19 protein-coding genes and 1 pseudogene are annotated in these 21,179 nt (G+C 60.7%); 6 read left to right on the top strand and 14 right to left on the bottom strand.

Translation table 11 applies throughout. From position 1 onward, the window contains the following. Positions 1-111: 111 nt before the first annotated feature. The 3 genes from MTX36_RS17640 to MTX36_RS17650 form a co-directional block, all read right to left on the bottom strand. Positions 112-1,401, bottom strand: a complete 1,290-nt coding sequence (locus MTX36_RS17640) for an MFS transporter (RefSeq protein ID WP_243620987.1) — start codon at positions 1,399-1,401, stop codon at positions 112-114. Continuing rightward, positions 1,398-2,513 (bottom strand): PLP-dependent cysteine synthase family protein, encoded by a 1,116-nt coding sequence (locus tag MTX36_RS17645; RefSeq protein ID WP_243620988.1) that lies wholly within the window; start codon positions 2,511-2,513, stop codon positions 1,398-1,400. Before MTX36_RS17645 ends, MTX36_RS17640 begins: the two co-directional genes overlap by 4 nt. Before the next feature lie 102 nt (positions 2,514-2,615). Further along, the gene (locus tag MTX36_RS17650) at positions 2,616-3,008 is read right to left on the bottom strand and encodes a hypothetical protein (RefSeq protein WP_243620989.1); all 393 of its coding nucleotides are present in this window, start codon (positions 3,006-3,008) and stop codon (positions 2,616-2,618) included. Positions 3,009-3,674: 666 nt separating this feature from the next. On the opposite strand from MTX36_RS17650, the gene MTX36_RS17655 reads away from it, so the two are divergent. From MTX36_RS17655 to MTX36_RS17675, 5 genes and pseudogenes are all read left to right on the top strand, one after another. After that, on the top strand, positions 3,675-4,214 hold the full coding sequence (locus tag MTX36_RS17655) for a hypothetical protein (protein WP_243620990.1): 540 nt from the start codon (positions 3,675-3,677) through the stop codon (positions 4,212-4,214). Between the two features lie 51 nt (positions 4,215-4,265). Then, a complete protein-coding gene (locus MTX36_RS17660) occupies positions 4,266-4,805 on the top strand; it encodes a hypothetical protein (RefSeq protein ID WP_243620991.1) in 540 nt (179 codons plus the stop codon). A gap of 308 nt (positions 4,806-5,113) precedes the next feature. After that, positions 5,114-5,161 (top strand): annotated as a pseudogene (locus MTX36_RS30570) (hypothetical protein); the annotation flags it as partial. Positions 5,162-5,164: 3 nt separating this feature from the next. Next, entirely contained in the window at positions 5,165-5,644 is a 480-nt protein-coding gene (locus MTX36_RS17670) for a hypothetical protein (RefSeq protein WP_243620993.1), read from the top strand. Between the two features lie 44 nt (positions 5,645-5,688). Further along, the gene (locus MTX36_RS17675) at positions 5,689-6,123 is read left to right on the top strand and encodes a hypothetical protein (protein ID WP_243620994.1); all 435 of its coding nucleotides are present in this window, start codon (positions 5,689-5,691) and stop codon (positions 6,121-6,123) included. A 597-nt stretch (positions 6,124-6,720) separates the two neighbouring features. Here MTX36_RS17675 and MTX36_RS17680 read toward each other — a convergent pair. From MTX36_RS17680 to MTX36_RS17720, 9 genes are all read right to left on the bottom strand, one after another. Then, a complete protein-coding gene (locus MTX36_RS17680) occupies positions 6,721-7,725 on the bottom strand; it encodes an Abi family protein (protein ID WP_243620995.1) in 1,005 nt (334 codons plus the stop codon). An 82-nt stretch (positions 7,726-7,807) separates the two neighbouring features. Further along, the gene (locus tag MTX36_RS17685) at positions 7,808-7,981 is read right to left on the bottom strand and encodes a hypothetical protein (RefSeq protein ID WP_243620996.1); all 174 of its coding nucleotides are present in this window, start codon (positions 7,979-7,981) and stop codon (positions 7,808-7,810) included. Next, positions 7,978-8,211, bottom strand: coding sequence for a hypothetical protein (locus MTX36_RS17690; RefSeq protein ID WP_243620997.1), 234 nt, complete (start codon positions 8,209-8,211; stop codon positions 7,978-7,980). Before MTX36_RS17690 ends, MTX36_RS17685 begins: the two co-directional genes overlap by 4 nt. A gap of 18 nt (positions 8,212-8,229) precedes the next feature. Continuing rightward, on the bottom strand, positions 8,230-10,170 hold the full coding sequence (locus MTX36_RS17695) for an ATP-binding protein (protein WP_243620998.1): 1,941 nt from the start codon (positions 10,168-10,170) through the stop codon (positions 8,230-8,232). A gap of 1 nt (position 10,171) precedes the next feature. Continuing rightward, positions 10,172-10,744 carry a hypothetical protein gene (locus tag MTX36_RS17700; protein ID WP_243620999.1) on the bottom strand — a complete coding sequence of 191 codons (573 nt, stop codon included), beginning with the start codon at positions 10,742-10,744 and terminating at the stop codon, positions 10,172-10,174. After that, on the bottom strand, positions 10,741-12,123 hold the full coding sequence (locus tag MTX36_RS17705) for a dsDNA nuclease domain-containing protein (RefSeq protein ID WP_243621000.1): 1,383 nt from the start codon (positions 12,121-12,123) through the stop codon (positions 10,741-10,743). The genes MTX36_RS17700 and MTX36_RS17705 overlap by 4 nt, the downstream gene beginning before the upstream one ends. Before the next feature lie 476 nt (positions 12,124-12,599). Continuing rightward, entirely contained in the window at positions 12,600-14,585 is a 1,986-nt protein-coding gene (locus MTX36_RS17710) for an ATP-binding protein (protein WP_243621001.1), read from the bottom strand. Further along, positions 14,582-15,853 carry an SIR2 family protein gene (locus MTX36_RS17715; protein WP_243621002.1) on the bottom strand — a complete coding sequence of 424 codons (1,272 nt, stop codon included), beginning with the start codon at positions 15,851-15,853 and terminating at the stop codon, positions 14,582-14,584. The genes MTX36_RS17710 and MTX36_RS17715 overlap by 4 nt, the downstream gene beginning before the upstream one ends. A gap of 147 nt (positions 15,854-16,000) precedes the next feature. Further along, on the bottom strand, positions 16,001-17,179 hold the full coding sequence (locus MTX36_RS17720; RefSeq protein WP_243621003.1) for a hypothetical protein: 1,179 nt from the start codon (positions 17,177-17,179) through the stop codon (positions 16,001-16,003). Between the two features lie 395 nt (positions 17,180-17,574). On the opposite strand from MTX36_RS17720, the gene MTX36_RS17725 reads away from it, so the two are divergent. Next, the gene (locus MTX36_RS17725) at positions 17,575-18,564 is read left to right on the top strand and encodes an abortive infection family protein (RefSeq protein ID WP_243621004.1); all 990 of its coding nucleotides are present in this window, start codon (positions 17,575-17,577) and stop codon (positions 18,562-18,564) included. An 11-nt stretch (positions 18,565-18,575) separates the two neighbouring features. On the opposite strand, the gene MTX36_RS17730 is transcribed toward MTX36_RS17725, so the two are convergent. Next, positions 18,576-19,358, bottom strand: a complete 783-nt coding sequence (locus tag MTX36_RS17730) for a hypothetical protein (RefSeq protein ID WP_243621005.1) — start codon at positions 19,356-19,358, stop codon at positions 18,576-18,578. Positions 19,359-19,405: 47 nt separating this feature from the next. After that, positions 19,406-19,900 (bottom strand): hypothetical protein, encoded by a 495-nt coding sequence (locus MTX36_RS17735; RefSeq protein WP_243621006.1) that lies wholly within the window; start codon positions 19,898-19,900, stop codon positions 19,406-19,408. Positions 19,901-21,179 lie beyond the last annotated feature (1,279 nt).

Below are 21,179 nucleotides of genomic sequence, written 5' to 3' on the forward strand. Positions count from 1 at the left end.
TGCATAACTCCTGTTCGAGCGCAGAGGACGGATTTGGCCGGAACCCCACCCAATCAAAATCGGCGTAAATTGGGTGGGGTTGTGGTCTGACCAGGTCGTGGACCCGGCGGACTAGCTCGCGGCCGGTACCTCGTCGGTCTCGGTCACCGTGGTCTCGGCCGGGGGTGGGGAGAGCCGGGCGGACCGGTCGAGCAGATACAGGGCGGTCACAGATATCGACCCGACAATTGTCAATACCACCCAGATCAGTGCACCCAGATGCGCGTCGCTGAGGATCCCGAAGACGGCGCCGGTGCCCAGGTTGCCGAGCAGGATGCCGACCCCGACGATGGTGTTGTAGAAGCCGTAATGGGTGGCCACGAGCCTGCCACCCGAGAGGGTCACGACCGTGTCCATTTCGAACGGAAACACCGCGGCGGTGCCGACCGCCAACAATGCAGCGGTGAGCACCAGGGCACCGGCGGCGGCCCACCCGCCCAGCGCGGCCGGGCTCGGCAGCGCGATCAGCGGGAGGAACGCCAGTGCCATGATCGCCATGCCGACCACCAGGCTTCGCCCCGAACCCCACCTGCGGGACAACCAGGACGTGATCCGGAACTGCCCAGCGATCGCCACCACCCCGGAGACCACGAACAATGAGGTCACCAGGGCGGTGTCGGACCGGTCGTCACCGACCACCACCGCCGCCTGCAGCGGCAGCGCTAGATAGATCTGGAACGAGAGCACATAGGACCCGATCATCGCCAGCGCGAACAACACGAAGGGCCGGTTGGCCACCACCACCCGCCAATCCTCGAGTACCGACGTCTTGGCTGCGGTCGTGTCGGCCCGGTGCGCGGGTAGCGTCCAGATCTGCACGATCGTCAGCACGGCGAAGACCGCGGCCGCTGCCAGTGAGGTGACCCGGAAATCGAGGGTGGTCAGAGCGAGACCGATCAACGGGCCCAGCAGAATCCCGGCCTGATAGAACACGTTGAACACCGCGAACGCCTCGACCCGCCGTGGCCCCGCGTCGGCGGCCAGATACGCCCGCACCGCCGGGTTGAACAGCGCACCGGCGAACCCGGTGGCGGCCGAGGCGAGCAGGATCGCCGGCAGCGATTCCACGGCCGCGAGCAGCACGAAACCGGCGACCCGCAGCAGGCAGCCGGCGACGATCAGGGGTTTGTATCCGAGGCGGTCGGCGAGGGTGCCGCCGAGCAGGAACATCCCCTGCTGGGAGAAGTTCCGCATGCCCAGGACCAGCCCGACCGCCCACGCCGCCAGGCCCAATGGGCCGGCCAGATAGCCGGCCAGATAAGGCATCAGCATGTAGAAACCCACGTTGATGGAGAACTGGTTGACCATCAGCACTTGGGCGGGCCGGTCGAAGCTGCGGAACTGGGTCAGAAGGTTCTTCATGAAACGCTCTCTGTGGGATCGACCACGGTGGCGCACCGGGTCCAGGACTTCACGATCTGGTCGGTGGGGTGGTCGATGGTCGCTGGCTCGGTCGGCGGGTTCGCGTTCAGCAGACCGTGCTCGGCGCAGTAATCGTCGTTGTAGATGGTGTCGAAGTAGCGCTGCGGGCCGTCGGGGAAGACGGCCGCGACCCGGGTCTCCGGTGGGCTGGTGCGGGCGATCCAGCCGGCGGTCAGAGCGACAGCACCAACGCTCCAGCCGCCGCTGGCGTGGTGGGTGGATGCCAGGGTGCGGCAGGACCACACCGCTTCCTGCGGGGCCACCCAGTGCACTTCGTCGAAGGCAGGGTAGTCGATGTTGTCGGGATAGATGCTCGAACCCAATCCGCGCATGAGCCGGGTACTGGCGGGTTGTCCGAAAATGGTCGACCCGACGGTATCGACGCCGACCAGTTTCAGATCGGGGCAGAACCGACGAAGCACTCGGGCGACACCGGCGGAGTGTCCGCCGGTGCCCACAGAGCAAACCAGTGTGTCGACGTGGCCGAGCTGGGCGATGAGTTCATGAGCGAGTGACTCGTACGCCTCGACGTTGTCCGGGTTGGTGTATTGGTCCGGGCACCACGACCCCGGATGTGCATCGAGGAGTTCACGGACCTTCTCGCGCCGGGCCTGCTGCCAGCCGCCGGTGGGGTGCGGTGTGGTGACCAATTCGACGTGGGCGCCGTAGGCGGCGAGCATCCGGTGCACGATCGGTTCCAGGCCGGGGTCGGTGACGAGGGTGACGGGATGGTGATGGGTGATCCCGGCCAAGGCCAGACCCAGGCCGAGGGTTCCACTGGTGGATTCGATGATCATCGCACCGGGAGCGAGGTCGCTGCGGGCCTTCGCTTTCTCGACCATGTGCAGCGCGGGGCGGTCTTTCATCCCGCCGGGATTGCTGCCTTCGAGTTTCGCCCAGAAGCCGCGGCCGTGGTCAGCGAACGGTTCACCGATCCACAGAACGGGGGTGTTGCCGACCATGGTGCTCGGTTGCGGGCAACGGTGAGCGGTGGTCAGCAGGTGGGCGGCGGCGGATGGTGGAACGAGGGTGGAGGGAACAGCAGTGTTCATGATGAGTAATCCCTGTATATGACTGCGACGGTGCAGTAGGTGAGTGAGGGCAGCACGAGCTGGGCCATGAGGAGAAGTCCTCGATGGCCTGCGGGCTGCTGATCAGCACCTGTTGATACAGAGTTCGTTCAAGAGGGTCCGGCCGTGCCGGATGGGAATGGGTAGATCCGGCGGGGCCCGCGGAGTGCGCGGCGCCGATATCACCACCAGCACCACAGTCAGGGCCATCGCGACGATCGCGGCGACGGTCAGCGGGCGGAGCGGATTGTCGGATCGGGGCATGGCGACGACGGTGTGCGCCTCGTGCGCCACGTGTGTCGATCCGTTGTCGATGTGCGCGTGACCGGGAGCCGATTCCGCGGTCGGCAGTGAGGTGGTGGACGAGGCGATGTGAACGTCGTCGCCCTCGTGACCGTGCACCAGGAAGGTGCCGCACTGGGCGATCGTGTAGGCGAGAAAATACAGGACAGCGGCGACCGCAATGACCGTCCGCATGCGCGGGGGGCGTATCGCAAGAGCCGTCACAGTTTCCCGACTTTAGCAGCCGTGACCTGGGCGTCGGTCCAGTTAACTGGGGTTGCGGGGGCCATCCGGCGGGGATACGGTCACACGGTCATCGGCAGGCACCACATGGTCCCGGTCACCCGAGCGTCACCGGGGCGTTCGGGGCGGCACCACCGCTGCGACGAGCAACTGGCGAAGCGGGAGTATTCGTCCCATTGTGGATGGGTTGATCGGTAATCATCCAGTGCTCCGGTAGCTCGGCGATCCGAGGCGAGTGTTTGCTTGCGTGGATCGCTCGGGTTTACGTTCGATCGAACTCCCGAACTCCCGAACTCCCGAACGGCGCTGCGGCGAGCTGCTAGGGAGATTGAATACACCTAAAAGATCTTCTGTCCCTTCACGAAACCTGAAGGCGGAGGTGACGTCAGCACTACGTTCGCCGTGTCGCGGCGAGGGGGCCTGCGGGAGGTCGGGGCTGTGATCGTTTGATGGGGTAGTGGCGACGGCAGAACCGTTAACGTCGCCACCACCGGATGCGGGCGCCCGGTTGTGCCGGGGATCCGGATCCGCCGAAAATTGCCAGGTCCGCGCGCCACCAAGCGAGTAGCGTGACACAGCATCAGGGTCGGGATAGATCCAACGCGAGAGGCTAACGCCATGCGTCGTGCCGCAATTCGCCGTTCCTTCGTAGCGCGGGCAGCGGCATCCATGACCATCCTCGCCCTCCCACTCTGCTCGGCCGCCACCGCCACAGCGAGTCCTCCACCGATCCAGGCAGCGACGACCACGGCATTTCAAGTCCCGGTGCGGTACGTCGCAGGATGCCGGAGCAACTTGTTCATGTGCTTCAGCCCGCCGCCGCTGACGACCGTCACGCCGACGGCGACGCCTGGCGAACCGGGCGCGGTGACCTTTGCGGCGGAGCATCCGACATCGACCTGGGTCGGCATTTTCAGCTGCCTCGATGTGTCGGTGAACTGGCGAAACCTGACCACCGGCGCCGTCGGCACCACTGTCCTTCGACAGGCGGCCGACTACACCCGACCTGCACCGGAGGACCGGTGCAAATACACCCCCGCGACAGCGGTCACCGGCAGTGGCACGATCGCCGCGATCGCCGCGATCGGCGAGGCCCTCCGTCCCGATCTGTACCAGATCCTGGTCAACCCGGGTCTCGGCACCTTCCCGGTCCCCTAACCTCACATTTTTGGCAGCAGGAAACCTGACCCAACACGAGAGGCTAACGCCATGCGTCGTGCAGCAATTCGTCGTTCCTTCGTCGCCCAGGCTGCGGCATCCGTGGTGCTCCTCGCGATCCCGCTCTGCTCGTCTGCAACCGCGATAGCGGGGCCACCACCGATCGAGACATCGACGATCACGGCGTTCCAGGTCCCCGTGCGGTTCGTCGCAGGGTGCCTGTTACTGACCGCATTGGCCTGCGACTACCCGCCGCCGCTGTCGACCGTGACGCCGTCAGCAACGACGGGCGCAGCGGGCGTAGTGACCTTCGCGGCGCAGCGTTCAGCGACGAACTCGACCTACTGTGTCGCCGTGTCGGTGAACTGGCGAAACCTGACTACCGGCGACGCCGGCACCACCACGCTCCCAGTCGTGCGGCCCGACCACAGTCGACCCGCCGCACCGGAGGATTGGTGCCGATACGCCCCCGCGACGGTGGCCACTGGCAGTGGCACGATCGCCGCAGTCGCCGACATCGGCGCATATCCTCCTGCTGACGGGTACCAGATACTGATCAACCCGGGTCTCGGCACCTTCCCGGTCCCGTAGAACGTGTGTGTGGCGCGCATACGAGATCTCCGATGACCTGTGGGCTGTGATCGAACTCGTCTTAACTGAACATCCGCCGATCCACAGAACAGTTGTATGAGCGGTGGTTCGGCTTATTTCAGACTGGGTCGTCGGCGACCAGCAGTTCGAGAACCTCACAATCGGCGAGCTACTCGACATCGTGGGACCGGATCGAAGCTACATTTTCTTGGCCGACCAGCAGACCATGACCGATCCGGAACATCCGCTTCTCGTCGTCGACACCGGCAGCGAGGAATACGAACGACACACCCGGCCAGAGCGTGCGGGTGACCGGGCCCGGGATCGAGTCGATCGAGTCGAACTTGTCTATCGCGAACATGGACTTCGTCAGCTTCGTAGAGTCCGCGGACTCCGATGGTGTGTTTCGAGGTTTCGAACGGCCAGCGAATCTACCCCCGTACCAAGAGATTCCGGTCGCGATGTTGCGTGCGGGGGTTGCGCGTCGGCTGGATCTGCCTCTGTTTGCGGAGCTTCTGCATGACCTCGAGGCCGACGATCACGGGGAGGCGATCCTGTATAACTCGCAGGTCGACATGGAGATGTACCGGGCGAACGTCCGCAAGCCGCCCATGTTCGAGGAATGGTGTCCGGAGGGAAAAGAAGAGTTCCTTCGAGTGATCGATGAGTTGGCAGCGGTTTCGGCGGTTGATCTGCGGATGTCCGGCCGCTACATCTGGAACGTCGCGCTCGATCCGGACACTCTCGAGCCTCTGACGGCCTACAGAAGTGTCAGGACTGCCCCTCGGTCTGAGGACCTGAGGGTTGTAGTCCGAGCCACCAACAACCCTGTCTGGTAACTGCACGAAATGCGGGTATCCCATCCCAAAGACAGAGGTATGCGATGCGACCACATCAGGGTTTACGCCGAGCATCGATCGTCGCCGGAATCGGGGTCGCGCTGCTCTTCGGGGCACAACCTGCAGTCGCGGCACCGACCGACACCGTTTTCCGCGTTCCCCTTGTCGGGGCCTCGGTCTCTGCGACCGGACTCCCCTCCGTGTGCGTCATGTACGTGACCGCCAGTACCGATCTGGCGACGCCGGGCATCACCCGATTCACCGGTGGCGGCTACTGCAACGTCGTCATTCATTGGCGAAACATCTCGACCGGCGCGGCTAGCATCGCGTACCTCGGCTATCCGAGCGTCGAAGCCCAAACAGGGTCCGGCATCGTGGTCGCTACCGTCACGGTGCCGACCGGGCCGCCGGATTACCCGGCAGTGATGATTCAGCCCGGGATGATTCAGCCCGGTGGTGGCGCCTGGACGGTCCCCTGACCGAACCGGCAAAGGCGCGTTCGTAGCAACAGCCGGGACAGCTTGGTGGAGTAGCTGGACTTGATGTTCTCCAAGGACGCTGCCCCTGGTCCCGGGCAATCTTAACGGCGGGGCCACGTGCACTCCCCGAGCACGAAGGAACAAAGTGCACTAGACGCCGCTCTCGTCTTGACTAGTGCAGAGAATCCCGAGAGGTGTTGCGGCAACCCTTCACGTCCGAGGCCGGGTACGTGCAGGTCGGCGGCGAGGTGTTGGGAGTTCGCACAGAGTAGGAAGTCCCGCAGCCACTGCCGGGTGGTTGTCCCGTCGCCGAGCGAGCGATCGACATCAGCTTGGTGGGTGCCGGACAGGCCGAGATCATGTTCGGTGAGCCAGGTCAAGAACTGTGCCGCGACATTGATGCGGGCGCGGGCATAACGCGAAACGCTTACTGCCGCCGGCAGGTGTGCGGAGGGCGCACGGAAGCTGATTTTCGGGTGTTTTGAATATTGTTGTGTTTCAGTAACTTTGGTTGATCGTTTGGTGGGCAATATGTGCACCCGGCAACTGCGAACGAGTGGACTTCCGCAACCGGGCGGCAATGTGTGATGCCCGGCCTTAGCTGATGTGTCGGCTCCAGAAGTCGTCGCCGGCCCAACCCTGCGGGACACCCATCCCGGCCAGGTTCATCGGTGGGCGGGTGGTGAGCAGCTCGTGGAGCCGCCGGGCCCAACTGCTGCGTGGGGACACGGAGTCGAGCACGGATTGCAGCGACACCAGCACAGGGTAGAGGCGCTTCCTCGACCGCTCCGGTAGAGCGTCCGCACCGTCTAACCAGGAGACCGTAGGTGAGTTCGGGATCGCCGGGTAGACGCCGAGGCCGACGTTCCACAGCCGGCCGTGGTGCGCGCAGACGTTCCGCACCCGCACGTAAGTTTGCAGCCAGGACTCCAGCACCGGCGCGGTCAGGCCGATGCTCCTGGCGACCGCCGTCCGGTCGGCGCGCCGGCTCAGGTTGCGGTATGCGCTGGCCAGCTGTCCGATCGTCAGGGTCTCGACCATGAGCCAGGACGGCGGGAGTTCGGGCGATCCGTAGGTGGTCAGGTAGTGCTCGAGGGCCGAGCGGTGGACCAACGAGTCTTCCCCAGCGTCCGGCGAGCCGCGCAATCGCTCGTCGCAGGTGTCCCGGACGATCTTGAGGAGTCCGGTGTGCTTGCCACGGTCCCGGAAGTGTTCGGGGTCCATGTACCAGTGCGGGTCGTCGTAGATCGTCGACATGTGGTCGGTCAACGCCGCGCGGACGGCAACCTCGACGCGCTCGAGCGCATCCATGACCAGCAGCCGCAGCGACCGGTCGAAGACGTAGAGGTCAAGCACGTCGTCGAACGCCGTGCCCTGACGGAAGAGATGGCCGGGTTGTCCCTGCTGGAAGGGGATCGCGTAGAGCGAGAGCCGGTAGTAGCCGATATGGCGCAGGTACCGCCCGGCTCGGTCCGGGTCCGGGATCTCCAAGCCGCGTTCGGAGAGGCGGCCGACGAGCTCGTCGAGGTTCAGCGGCGGTTTGTCGTAGTCGAGGGAGCCGCGAGGTCGGGTCTGTCGGTGTGCGCGCGGTGGTCGAGGCATCCGGCGCTCCTCCTGGCCTGTGGCAGAGAAAATCCCCCAAGTGCGCATCGTGGAGAGGCGTGGGGGATGTAGTGCAATCAGGTTAACACGAGTGGAGCACTATGAGTGCGCGGCCCAGGGACGTCGAGGTCGGTGTGGACCTCGACGCCGCCGCGCGGGCAAACTCCTCCGTCGACTGGTTCTGCAAGGCTATTTCCCGGAGCCAGGCGAGCTTCACACTGATCCCGGCGTTCCAGCTTGCTTCGGTTTCGCTCATGTTCTCAGCTCCTTCTCGCCGTTTTCGATCAACTCGGCCGCGGCCTGCGCTGCGAGTACGTTGTGTACGGAGACGAGTACCCTCGCGATGACGTAGATGGCTTCGCCCCCAGAGTGAGGATCAGGGCGCGCTTCTACGTGCTCGCGAGGTTGAGACTTCGCGATGGGGCCGATGAAAGTCGTAGCTGCAGTGAGCCGTTCGATAGTTGCCGCTGCATGGAACATGCTCACTAACGGCGCACCAGAAATTTAGTTGACTTGCTCGTCGCCGATGCGATCGACGTGGTCAGGACCTGGGTGGACGACACCGGGGACCATGGGGTTTTCGTAGGTGAATTCCACCTTGCCGAAGGATTCGCTGGAGATTGGTGGGGGGTCGTTGTCGGCGATGATGAGTTGGAGTCGTTTGCCGTAGGTGGTAGCAAGTGTCCTGAAATGGTCGTAAATCTGGGCGGCACGTTCTCGGTCGGAATCGTTGTTGCCGAACGCTTTACGGGGTGAGTCGATGACGAGCAGGGAGGGAGTGAGTACTTCGGAGTGGTCGAGCCCGAATGCGAGGAGGGTAAGGCTGTAGGCGACGTTGATGGAGGTAGCGATACCGCCACCGGACGCCTGCTGGCTTTCGAGGGGTTGGCCATTGACGATGGGCAGGTAACTGTCGTTGTCGATGACGGCAGTGTCGACCCAGGGTAGGTTCCAGTTTCTGAGCAGATCCCCGAATTTCCTGCTGAGCTCGTCGATCACTGTTGCCTGTCGGGCCGCGAGTTTCTGAGACATGTCCTTGATGTCCTTGTTGGTTTGTCTGCGTGTTTTTTTGATCTCGCGTATGTTCGCCTCGATCGCACGGACGCGGGACCAAGAATCTCTGAGCTGGGTGACTGCGTCGATGCTGGCCTTGAGCGTGGCGACGCGGGAACTGGCATCGGCGATCGCGTCGAATCGCGGGGCAACTACGTCGCGGCTTTGTGCGTCGAGTTCCCTGCGCAGGCTGCTGACGAGAAAGCTGGCTTGCTGAGCCTGTTGATGCGCAGAGTGCAGGTGTGTGATGTCGGACTGTTCGATGTGGTGTGCGTCGTCGAGTTGTTGTCGCAGCACCGCGCGGGTTTCTTCGATTGCGGCGGAATCGATGTCTGCTTCCGCGGGGTCCGGTTGCAGACACACGACACAGTGACCCTCGTCGATATGTCGGGTGGTCAGCGATTGCATGCAGCGCGGGCAGGCGACGAACTGGTATGGGGAGAGCTGGTCGATGGCGGCGGCTGATCGGTTGAGTCGAGAAACGTCGAGTTCGACTTGGGCGACTACGGACTGCCGCGCATCGACCAATTCACGTGCGGCGACTACTTCTTCTTCGGCTTCTTGTGCGATCTGAATGGCGTATCGCAGTTCTTCACGCAACGTCGTGTCGGCGGCGGACTGCTCGGAGAGCTCAAAGCGTAGAGCGGTCAGTGTCGATTCGGCTCGTTGCAGGGTGTCGCGGAGTTCGGTGAGTTCGGCGCGCAGTTCGTCGTCGCTTCGAGGATCGGAGGCGAGCAGGAACGCATCGACGCTGTTGTGTTCGGAGGTTTTCGATTTCAGCTCATCAGTGAGTGCACTGGCCGTGCGTTTGAGTTCCATCAGCGCACTGTTAGTGAGCGCGAACATCAGCCGGAAGAGTTCTTTGCGTTTGGGGTCGAAGTACGAATCGAGATGGCCGATGACCTGGCGGTCGATCTCGCGGGCCTGCATGTATATGTAGGCGTACAGGTCGTTGAAGGTAAGGTTCTGGGGACGCGAAACCCCGTCGCGTCGGGCCGCGACCTGTTCGCGTGGGAAGCCAAGCGTATCGAGAAGGTAGTCGGAGATAGTGGTCTCACCCGGCGTTGCCCGTGTGGGGAAGGATGATCGCAGTGTGAGTGTGTCGGGATCGAGTAGATCTACATGGTTGGCGGGGTCTCCTTCGATCGCGCGTTTGACGACGAAGCGTTCGGTGCCTACTTCGATCTCTGCCTGAACGGACAGTACGTTCTCGCGGACTGCAGGGGTGAGCATGGCGTTGCCGCCGACGGTGTGCTTGAGGAGCATGAGCAGGCTGGATTTGCCAGTGCCAATGGGACCGGTGATGACGGTGGCTGGCTTGTCGAACCGGTAGGTGCGCTCAGCTTCCGCGGTCGTGACTGTGAGAGACAAGAAACGCAGGTGGACGGACATATCAGTTTTCCGTTCGACGGGAACGGTCTACCGCGTCGGGCAGACCGTCGTAGATGAGATTCGTCAAGGCCGACCCTGACTTGTTGAAATGCCTCTTCAACACCTTGATGCGGTCCGCGACTATCGACCACTCGGGTGTGGCGGCAAGGGCAGTCGAGGCTGCGGCACCTTCGGGGGTGACCAAGAATTCAGATCTTGCGTTGTCGCCGTACGTGATCAGGCCTCGCGCCGCGAGTGAACCAAGGACACTGTAGTAACGCTGGTCCCAGGGGCCGTACTTGTAACGGGTCATCCGGCTTTCCACGGCCAGGCGTTCCGACGTCGTCGGGGCTGTTCCTTCCGGCCAAGACTTCACGCCGGACGGAAGGAGACGTTCCAACATTGCGGGATAACGCAGTAGAAAATCGAGTTTGGCGAGCTTGGTCAAGCCCGCCACGCCCTTCTTGGCCGTGGTGAAGTGGGAGATGAGCAGAAGAACACGAGCCTGGTGGTAGTGGGATTCGCGTTGCTCAGCTGCACGTTGTTGATCGCGCATGCGTGCTACTGCGGTTTCGAACTCGAGACTTTGTGTCATGAGGGCTCCTCGTCCGTATCGAACGGTTCGGAGAAGTAGAAGCGGCAGTCGTCGCATAACTGATAAGCCAACCCGCGCAGGTGCAGATCGTTAAGCGGGAATGGCGGGGAGGACGACAGTGCATCAACGGTGAGGTGTTCGGCCATCAGCTCGTTCATCTGTGCGCCGTATGCGCTTCCGTCATGATGCTTGGCGCGCGCGTGTTTGCGGCATTTGAAGGTGGTGTCGAGGACATCGAACGAGAGGTTCGTCAAGTCTGCTTCGTCGCCGATCAGTCCGGAACGTCGCCCCGACCACGTGGTGAACCATGCTGAGCGAAGTGATTCGGCAAATTCGGCTTCGTCCGAGGGAACCTGGCCACGACTGAGCTTGCGCCGAAGTTTGTTGCCGCCTGGCGCAGCCACCGGCGCCTGGCCTCGCGGGATGGTGGGAGGTTGCACCGTTGTGTAGGCGAATTCCTCGTAGATGATCGTCCGGGTTAGCCGGCGTCGGCTGATGCGCTGCTGTAGCTGGGTGTTGTAGCGAACCCTGGCTGGGTCAGCGATATGCACCGCGAGCTGGCCACGGCTCTCCTCGTCACGGTTGGCTCGTTCGATTCGGTCCACGATTGCTTCATAAGTGGCCTCAAGATCGACATTCATCAGCTCGAGACTTTTCACGGCGGGTGCTAAGAGACTTTGGACATTGACGTCGGTGATGTAGCGGCGCTGGGGAGGGTCGTTCGATATCTCGAGCACCGTGAGGAAGCGGGTGACCTTGTCGGCGAACCCAGCGGGCAGCTTAATGTCGTCGAGCCTGCGGACCTCTGGTGTCTCGGGGATGTTGGGGTACGACTGTTTCCAGCGGACTTTAAGTATTTGTCGGGCGACTTTCGTCACCATATCGGCTAGCCCACTGGTGAGTTCCGGCTCGGGTCCGCACATCCGCGCCAGTGTGGAAGCGTTGCTTTTGGCGGGGCTGAGTGCTGCGTTCGTAGCTAACCTCAGTCGGACGTTGGTAGCGCATTCACAAGCGCACCAGCGGTCGTAGAGATGCGCCAATCCGCCGCTCTTACATAATTCCGTGAGTGTCCAAGGCCCCTGGTCTTCTTCTCGGTGTTTGACCGACACCAGTTCCACAGATCCGTCGGTAAGTGCGACGACGAAGTCTTCATGCCACTCGCAAACAATGAAGTCGATGGTTGTCTGGGTGAGCATAGCTAGGCAATCACGTGCAGCGACCTCTGCTTGGTAGCGGTATCGTCCCAGCGTGTCGGAGCCGCTGTCCTCCTCTGGAGGCAGCTTGAAGACTGCGTGAGTGAGACCGTCCTCGTCAATGGCGTCCGGTGTGGATTCGGCGAGATCTTCTGTCTCGGTGCGTGGTTCTGCTGCACTGACCATCAATGTCTCCTGCCGGCCCGGCGCACAGAGCGCTTTCAGTCTGTCCGCGCAACGTCGGAAGCGAGGATCTTAGAGGTACCACATTCCAAGAAGGCAAGATGAGTTGCGTGCACGGTTTCACGTAGGTGTTCTGGCTCGGAGATGGAGCGGAGTGAGGCAGGATTTGAACGGTATTGAATGATGTTGCATATCAATAGTTTTGGCTATTCATTTGGTGCGAGATTGCTTTCAGTGGTTGTGCATGTCATCGGCGATGCGCCGGAAGGCTTCGATCAGGCCGCCCGCCGCGCACTCCGCCAGCTGGATGACGGTGGTGAGTACCGCGTCCTCTCGGTCCGCAGCAGCCGGGCCGGACCTCTTTTGTTTGTGTGGTGCGAAAATTCCCCTCATCCTGTGGTGAGGGGGTTTCGGGTTCTGTGGGTGGGGTGGTTATTGGTGTTTGGTGACGGCGCGAAGGGTCCTGTAATCTCCCGAATTCAGAACGGTGGGTCGTCGAAGTCAGGGCGTGCGCCGAACCGTGGCACGTCGTTTCGCTCGTCCGTGGCGTCGATCAACTGCGGTGCTACGTCATCTGTTGTGCGGAGCCATGTTTCGGTCACAGACATCGTTCTGCTGTTCGGTTCCGCGTGGGGCGGGAGTTCACCAATTTTCACGACGATCGGAACTTGGGCGGAGACACCAGCGATGACGCAAGTTCCGGTGGGGAGGATGGGGAGGGATTCGAACGAGACGGCATCGAGGTAGGCGACAGCTTTTTCGATGGCGCGGATGTCAAGATTGTTGACCAGTCGGTGCAGGAAGTAGTTGTGAAGTTGAGAGATGATGGTTTCGGAAATGTCGTGGGGGCGTTGACTTGCGATGGTGAGGAAGACTCCGAACTTCCGGCCTTCTTTGACGATTTCCTCGAAGGTTTCGAGGCGGTAGTCGCGCCACGCTTCGCTCTCACGCGTTGATTGCGTGGAGAGGATGTTGTGGGCCTCATCGATGATGAGGTTCAGGTAGCGTTCCCCTCTCGGGTCGGTTTCCTTTTTGTGGTCGTAGAGTTGTTTGCACAGGATCATCGGGATGACTTTGCGCATCGCCAGGTTGACATCACGCAGTGAGACGACTGTCAGCGGGTGTTCGGCGAGGCCGTCGTCGGAGACGCGGATGAGTTTTTTGATGCTCGGTACGCGTTCGTTCATGCGTTTGATGAGTGGGCCCAGGTGTTCGCGATTCGAGTAGCCGCTGATGATGTCGCGGTAGTACTGCATGACGATTTTGAATCGTACGAGGTCGATGTCTTCGATAGTGGTGAAGTCGAGGTCGAGGTCCGTGATTTTAGGAGTCAGGAATTCGTCCCACCCAGTGTTGTTCGCCCACTTCGCGGGTGAGGACCAGAAGTACGTTTTCTGCATCGAGTGGAACTGGAGGTTGAATCGAAAATCTTGGATGACGTTGTCGAACTCTGGTGTCGCTGCAGATCCGAGGCAGTCACGGACTTCTTCGAGGAAGTTGACAGTGAGTTGCCGGTCGATCGAGGGATCGGTGTTTTTAGTTGCGCGACAGACTATTTCAGCAATTACGCCAAGTAAGGCTGAAGGGTCTGGAATAAGATTGTCCCAGTAGTCGCTGGTGAGGACTCGGCCAATGAAGGGAGCCTGAGTCTTTTCGGTCGCGTCGAGCAGGACAGTCCAGAACAGTGGGTCGTGCACGGCGCTCTTCGGCAGGGGGAGTTTGTCGCTGGTGTCGTTACGGGTGGAGAGGACGTATGACTTTTTGGTAGGGAAGCCGGCGATCACTTCGGTGGCGTGCGCGCCAGGAACGTCGACCCTGTCGACGTACTCGCCGTTGAAATCGATCAGAAGGAACTGAGCTCGTTCGCTGAAACCTGGCGCGGCCGAAAATTGTTCGAACAGTTCGTGATAGATCTTGGCGAGGGTGTAGGACTTTCCGCTTCCCGTGTTACCGAAGATTCCGATATGACTAGCGAAAATGGCATCGACGCCGACGGCAACTTCCTGCGTGGGTTCCATCGCGAGGACCCCGAGGGGTAACGCCGCGTCTCCGGGTTGCACGAATTGATGAACCGACTGGAATTCGGCCTGGGTGAGTATGAAGCATTCGTTGTCGAGTAGGGGAAGCTCTCGGATTCCTCGTTGGAATGTGTCGTTGTGCAGGAATCCGATCAGGCTGACGTCGAGTGTTCGGGTGAAGTCGTCGACACTGCGCCGGTAGTTGGTGTGGTTGCCCCGGTCTTCAGATACATGTTCGCCGTCAACTTTTGCGATCATGTCGGTGAAGCCTTTGGAGATTTTCAGGTAGCTGCCGACGGCGATGTTTCGGACGATGCCGCCCTGGTAGAGCAAGTGCGAACCATTTTTGAGTCTGTCGACGGCGACACGGACGCGCCGTCCTTCGACGGATATGACTCGGCCGACGCGAAATACGGACTCATCTTGGATGAGCGGCTGATCAATCACGCTGTCCCGCTGTCGTCGGTCTTGAAGATGAGCTCGATTTGCCCGTCAGGGCCGCGTGTGGATTCTGGGATTAGGGGTGCAAAGTATTGCGTGACAACAGTATCCAAATCGAAATGAACCACATCATCATCCTCGTCGGCATCGTCCGCAGGCGGAGGTGGGGTGACGTAAAGGATGTTGCCGTTCGGCACGTCGAGTTCGGGAATCAGCTTCTCGTAGGCGGCGCGGTCAGTCAGGTTGTAGCAGAACACGATGATTTGAAGTGTGGGATTGGTTCGGGCGGCGCGCACGATCAGCTTGCGGAGATGCTCATCGCGGAACGAAAAACCCATGACGAACAGAGCGCTGTTCTCTTTTTCGAGTTCATTGGCGAACCGCCGAATCAACTCGTAATACGTCTCGATGAGAACCGTCGTCGCGAACTTCTGCTTTTCGGGGTTAACGATGACAAGACGGTCATAGGCGTGTGTGAACGTGGCGATTTTGTCCGATCGAATCATATTTGCTGCTTGCGCGAGTAATTTTCCGGCGTCGACGTCTTCCCGTTTTTCGATGGGGATCAGCTTGGGACGAAGTGCGTCGAGTGCGGTGAGAGTCGTGGTGACATTGGTGAGAAGCGAGTCGAACACGATGTCTGACGTGGTTGCAGGATCGTCGAGTAGCTCCCACCCGACGGAGCCGTGCAGTTTGTAAAGGTCGAATGTGGGGATCTCCGAGAGATGCTCATACCGCACACCGGAGCGGTACTGCAGCGAATTCAGCGATCCGAGGTCGAACGTCGGGCGAATCTTTCCGGAGAACCCGTCGTTGAATCCGACTCCGAGGCGCTCGAAGGACACCTCGAAGACCAAGTCGATGTTGGTGGTGAAAAGGTTGACTTTCTTGCTGAGCAGGGTGCTGCGCCGCCGGAGGAGAACCCTGTTCAGCGTCTGCCCAAAGATTGCGTAGGACTTCAGCACCGTGTTGGCTTCGGGATTGGGCGCCGGTTTGAGCAGTTCGGTGTTGGGGAGAATGACTTTGTCGAAGAAATACCCCTGGATGGAAGCCCGCGCGATCGCTTTTGCGTCATCGGTGGCGTCCTCGCACCGGGCAATTGTCGTGAGTGCATCCTCGATGTCGCCGAGCATGCCGAAGAAGGCGCTCGGGGTGCCGGCCCCGATCAGAAAGTTCAGGTGCGAATCTTGGACTATTGTCCGGAGCTGATCAGGCGAGATGCTGCCTGGCTGATCGAATCGCTTCGGTGCAACTGCGATACGTACATTCGTCACGTGTGTATCCATTCAAGTCATCTGTGCCGTGCGTGGTGCACTAGGTCGAGCTGGTGACAGGGGTGTCGATGGCAAGTCGAATGTAGCGTTTCGTTAAAGAATAGGGATGCTGCTTGCGGTTTGTCGTTCGGGTAGAGGACATCTGGTTTACGGCGTCTCAGAGTTTGCCCGCGACTTGGCGGATTTGAGTTCTTTGCAGAGTTGCACCATCGCGAGGGATGCCCAGAATATCCAATCGAGGAAAGCGATGTTGTAATCGCGGAGTTCGGTGGCTTTGTTGTGTCGGATTCCGTACGTGTTTGCGATCCGGAACAAACTTTCGTTGTCTTTTTCGGCGTCTGTTCCTTGGAGAACGGTGTATCGATCGGGTTCGAGCACGGCCATCAATTCTCTGATGGCCGAGATCTTGTCCTCGCGTGTGGACTGGCGGGATCGGTAGAGGGCGATCGCGTGACCGACTTGTTTGGCCTGTTGGGGTGTCGGCTGGTGGGCGACCCGTTGGAGGAGCTCGGTGCGGGCGTCATCGGTGATGGTGATCAGACGACCGTGGTCTTCTCCCTCCGTCGCTAGGCGAACCGGGAGGCTGGTTGCCGCCAGCATTTCGTTGACGAGGACCCTGTAGAGCATCTGACCGGTACGTAGTGCGTGGTCGGAGTAGTGGTGTCCGCATTGTGCGTAGCCGTGGTAGTAGCGATTTCGAGGTCGAGCTGCGAGGTCGTGGAGCAGTTCGATCAAGTCGCAGAATTCGTCGTCGCCCCACCCGTCCGGGTCGGCGTAGGTGATCGACGGTGGCGTCTGCCCGTACAACTCGGCGAGCTTCTCTGCGAGGTCTTCTTCCTGATCGTCGGGGACGTCGACGCAACCGTTTGGATAAGTTTCACCGAAGTATCCGGAGGCTTGCCACCTCGCAATGAAGGTACTGAATCGACTTTTGGCAGTGGACCAGTCCGCTTGCCCAGATGGCCGTTCGTCAATTTCCTGCAAGGCATTTCGGCGAGAGAAGTATGGTCGGCGTGTTGCTGGAGTTTGCAGTTCGTCTGCTCTACGGAGCAGCTCGGATACGACTGGGACGTTATTCGTGATGGTCTGGATTTGCTGGATGCTCTGACCCCATGCGGCAGCGGGTTCGCTCGTCCATTCCGCCATGCCCCTGATTGACAAGTACTCGTTGGCCGGCGCGCTGCCAGCGAAGGCTTCTTCAAGGAGGAATGCGTAGTCGGCAGTAAAGGAGTGCCGATCGCGATCGGCACTCATCATCTCGGTGGCTTCGGCGATGAAGACTTCGCGGGGCCACTTGAGTGCATATTCGGGATCAGTGAGGTCCATTGCTTCTCCGTCTATTTCGGCAGCGGTCGTGTTCGCGTCATTGTGACTGAGCCACATAGGCAATGGCGAATGTGGGCGGCAAGTTTTGCTGCTTTTGTGAAGTGAGATGACCGGGTGCGTTGTTTCGGTGTGGGGCAGCAATTAGGTGTTAGAGGTTGGGGGGACGGCAAGGTGTTCCTGCCCGGGAGAGGGGGAGTGGTCCGGCCGGGCTGGAGGCATGTACCTGATCTTGGACGGAATTGAATATTGTTGATTATCAGCAAGTTTGGATATCTGTGTAGTGTGGAATCGGTTTCGGTTGATGGGCAGTGAAAATTGCAGCGAAATAAAATTGTGTTGTAACACTGTCTCGATCTGCGTTTCACTGCGGTGACGGGTTCTGCGATGCTGATTGAATGGCGATTGGATATGGCAGGTTCGACATCAAGAGGCCGCCGCACATGCCCCAGGAGCACTGGGCATCTGTGGAGCGGGAGATTGAGCGGTTGTCGCGGGCGCTCGATGCTGACGATGGTGCACAGGCAATAGCCGATCTCAAGTGCTTGGTTGAGTGCATCGCCAAGATTGTCCTCGAGCTCGACGGAAACCCGGCGGCGTCGAACGCGGTATTCGATGGAACCGTAAAGCAGGCGCACTCCCTTCTATCCGGGCAACCGGGTGATCAGCTGGCGAACAAGAGTGCGTTTGGCCAGATGGCGACACAGGCCAGCAAAATCGCCCAGAACCTGGGAGGTATTCGGAACGAGTATGGGGGAGGACACGGACGTGCCCGTGTTCCGAACCTGGACGATGAGATGGTCGTGCTCTCGTTGGATGGTGGCTTGTTGTGGGCGCGGTGGGCTCTACGACGGATCGGCTACTTCGCGATCGGTCGACCGGGTCCGCTCATCGAAGCGCTTGTCGGCAACTCTCGCAGCAACTTCGAGTCAGGAATGTTGAAAGCACGTTTGCTCTCGGCGGATCTGCCGAACCTGGAGCCTCGGTATCAGCGAAGCATTGGCATGGCAGTGGGACAGAGAGTGATGCGAGAGACGTTCGTCGTTCGGGTAGACGGGCTGAATCCCGTCCTCGCTTCCGACAGTCTGTTGACGTGGCCACGGGACTACCGGATCGGGCTGGCTCACGGGCTGTGGTTCGACCCCGACGGGAATCTCACTCTCACACCGGCGTCGGTGCAGGAGGCGTTATCGGTACTCGAACCGGTGCCGGACTGTGCGGACGACCTCACCGGGTGGGTTGACCAGATCGAAGCGGTCAGGCCGCCTGGTGAACTCAGCGGCGGCTTCGGACCGGACAACCGGGCGCAGCAGTTCGTTCTCGGTCGCATCGCTGCACGCCCGGCCGCGGAGCGCTCTGCGCTAAAGCGGTTGGCGGCGAACATCTAGACGGCGCCCTTCTAGTCCGCTCTGACGGCTGCCTCGTCGTCGATTTCGCTGGCATCCAGGCGTTCCGGGTGGGGCGCAGGCTGCATAAGGTAGTCGCGCAGCCCCTCGAAGTCGTAGAGATCCGCAAGGTAGGGAGTTATCTGCGCGTCCCTCTCGACCGTGTCCTTCAGGCCTGCCAGGATCGCGGCGTCGTCCAGCTTTCTGTCGATCGCGAGATAGTTCATGCCGGTGCGTGACGTGTGTATCCGGCCCTCGTTGAGGTCGGCGGTGGCGTCGTCGTTCAGTTCGCGGATTGTCCGTCTCGCCACCACCAGCCCATCGGCTGCGCCGGTCATGAAGTCGAACCAGATTGCGGTGTTCGTGCCGACGTACTGGTGACCGTCTGTGCTGCCGCTTATCTTGTTCCAAGGCGGGAACTTCTCGTGCAGTGCTCGGTAGCCTTCGATGAGCTGTCCTTCGGCGAGCTTCGTGTTGCCCTCGTAGACGTCGTCCGCGAGTGCGCTTTGGAGGACGATGCTGAACCCGAGACGGTCGTGCGTTTGGAACCAGTCGTCTATCTCCATGGCCTTGTTGCCCTGACCCGGTTTGCCTTTGAGGCTGTTGTGCTGCGCAAAGCGCAAGGGGAGGTCCTTGGATAGGCCGATGTACAGCGCCTCACCGTTTTGGGGATTCCAGTAGCAGTACAGGCCGGCCTTGCTCCAGTCGCCGCTGGGCAGCAGGTCGCGCAACGTTCTGTGCATCGCCTGTCGCTCGGTATTCGTGTAGACGTCTCGGACGACGGTTCCTAATGCCATTGCTGCAGGTTACCGAACCGTCTGGTCGCTGATGGGCGACACGAGGTCTACCACCGCCGGTGGTGGACCTCGAGGTCCAGACCTACGGCGTAGGCGATGTACTCGGTCTCCTGGTTCGTCGCGGAGTAGAGGTCGGCAGTCGCGAGGAGGCGTTCCGGCTCGAACTTAGCGGTCCAAACTGTGTCGCCGTCGATCCACTTCATTGCCTGCTCCTCGTCCTCTGTCCAGCTCGGATGGAACCTGAACTCGGCGTTTGAGGTGCGGTACAGACGAACCTTGGTGGACCGCCGGTCGGTCAACTTCCAATGGGCGGGGCCGCCGTTGGTCTCGCAATACATATGGATGTGGCCGGCGTGCCGCCACAGGTCTCGCCATTCCGCTGATGTCAGCAGCATGCCTGGACGGCCGACGTCCTTGCCCCACAATTGCGTCAGCTCATCGCGTGCTTCCGCCGACGTGAGTGTCCCGTCCTTCAGACCGTCGAGTAGGTCCTCGGCGTGCTCGCGGCCCATGTCGTTCAAATCGGGCGCCATGTCGTCCATTGCTCAGTTTCTCCAAAATTCAGACTTGATCTGGACTTTTGCCCAGATCAGGACGAAGCACCGCAGACTGGGACGCTTGAAGCTACTGAAACTGTGCACCCCCGGAATTCAGGCGTGCAGGTCGCCTGGGCAGGCACCGCATGACCGAACCAAAGCTCATCCGATCTCATCTAGGTGGCTGAAAGGTTCGGCCCGCAGCATCCGGGCCGAACCTTTTGTTCCTGTGGTCCGGGTTGGTCCCTCATCGTGCGGTGAGGGACCAACCCGGCTCTGCGACCAGGTGGTTGGTGATTGTCTGGTGGATCTGTGAGGCCTGTTCGATGAGGCGGTAGAGGTCGTCGCTGTAGGCAATCCCGATCCATGCCCACTTGGCGAGGGTGCGGAGTTTCTCGCGGCGTGTGGGGCGCTGAGGCTCGCCCTCGTGGGCCGCTGTTGTTCGTTGGGCATGTTGCCACTCGTTTCTCGCTCCGGAGCAATCTTTTTGTCCGGCTACTGATTCCTGTTGCGAAGTCGGTGGTTTTACAGGTTCTGGCGATCTCATTGGGCTGTGATCTGCGTTTGGTGGCACGTCCCGCACCACGACAACCGGCACTTCGTAGCCGGCACCAGGTCGCCGGCACTTTTGGTGGTTGCGTGCAGGGGTGCGTGCAAGAGGGTGTTTATGTGTGTTGAACTGGGGTGATGACACGTCCCGGTGGTGGGTGATCGTCGAGTTGGTTGGGTGACGGCTGGGTTTGGGTCGATCGTTCGGTGGTGCCGGCTGCGGGTGGGGAGCTGCTGTTGCTCGTCGATTCGGGTGTGCGGGGTGCTCGGGAAGGTCGATTTTCGGGTGTTTTTGAATATTGTTGTGTTTCAGTAACTTTGGGTTATCGGTTGGTGGGTAATTAGTTTCGGTGGTTACACATGGATAAGTTTTAAGAAGGCTCGAATTGTGTTGTGGTGGTTATGATTTCGAGGTTTTACGTTTCTGTGTTGTTTTGTGATTTGGGGTGGGGTCCTGTAGGATGGGAAGCATGATGACGATGAGTTGGCAGACGCGAGACGGGGTAGCTTCGAGCGACCCCCGATCCTCCCCAGCCTCGTTTGGTACTTGGGTACCGAATTCTCAGTTCCGATTGAATCCTTTGGTGACAAAGACAATTCAGAAATTTAGAGGAGCGAAGCGAGTCGATCGACGGCAGCCTGGCTGGACCCACTGCGAGCCGCGTAGCGGCTCCCCTGGCGGGGAGCGAAGCGAGCCGCTGCCGTTCTCGATGCGGAGCATCGGGAGAGCGCCGCG

Source organism: Rhodococcus sp. ARC_M6, from assembly GCF_022810305.1.
Classification (GTDB): Bacteria; Actinomycetota; Actinomycetes; order Mycobacteriales; family Mycobacteriaceae; genus Rhodococcus_F.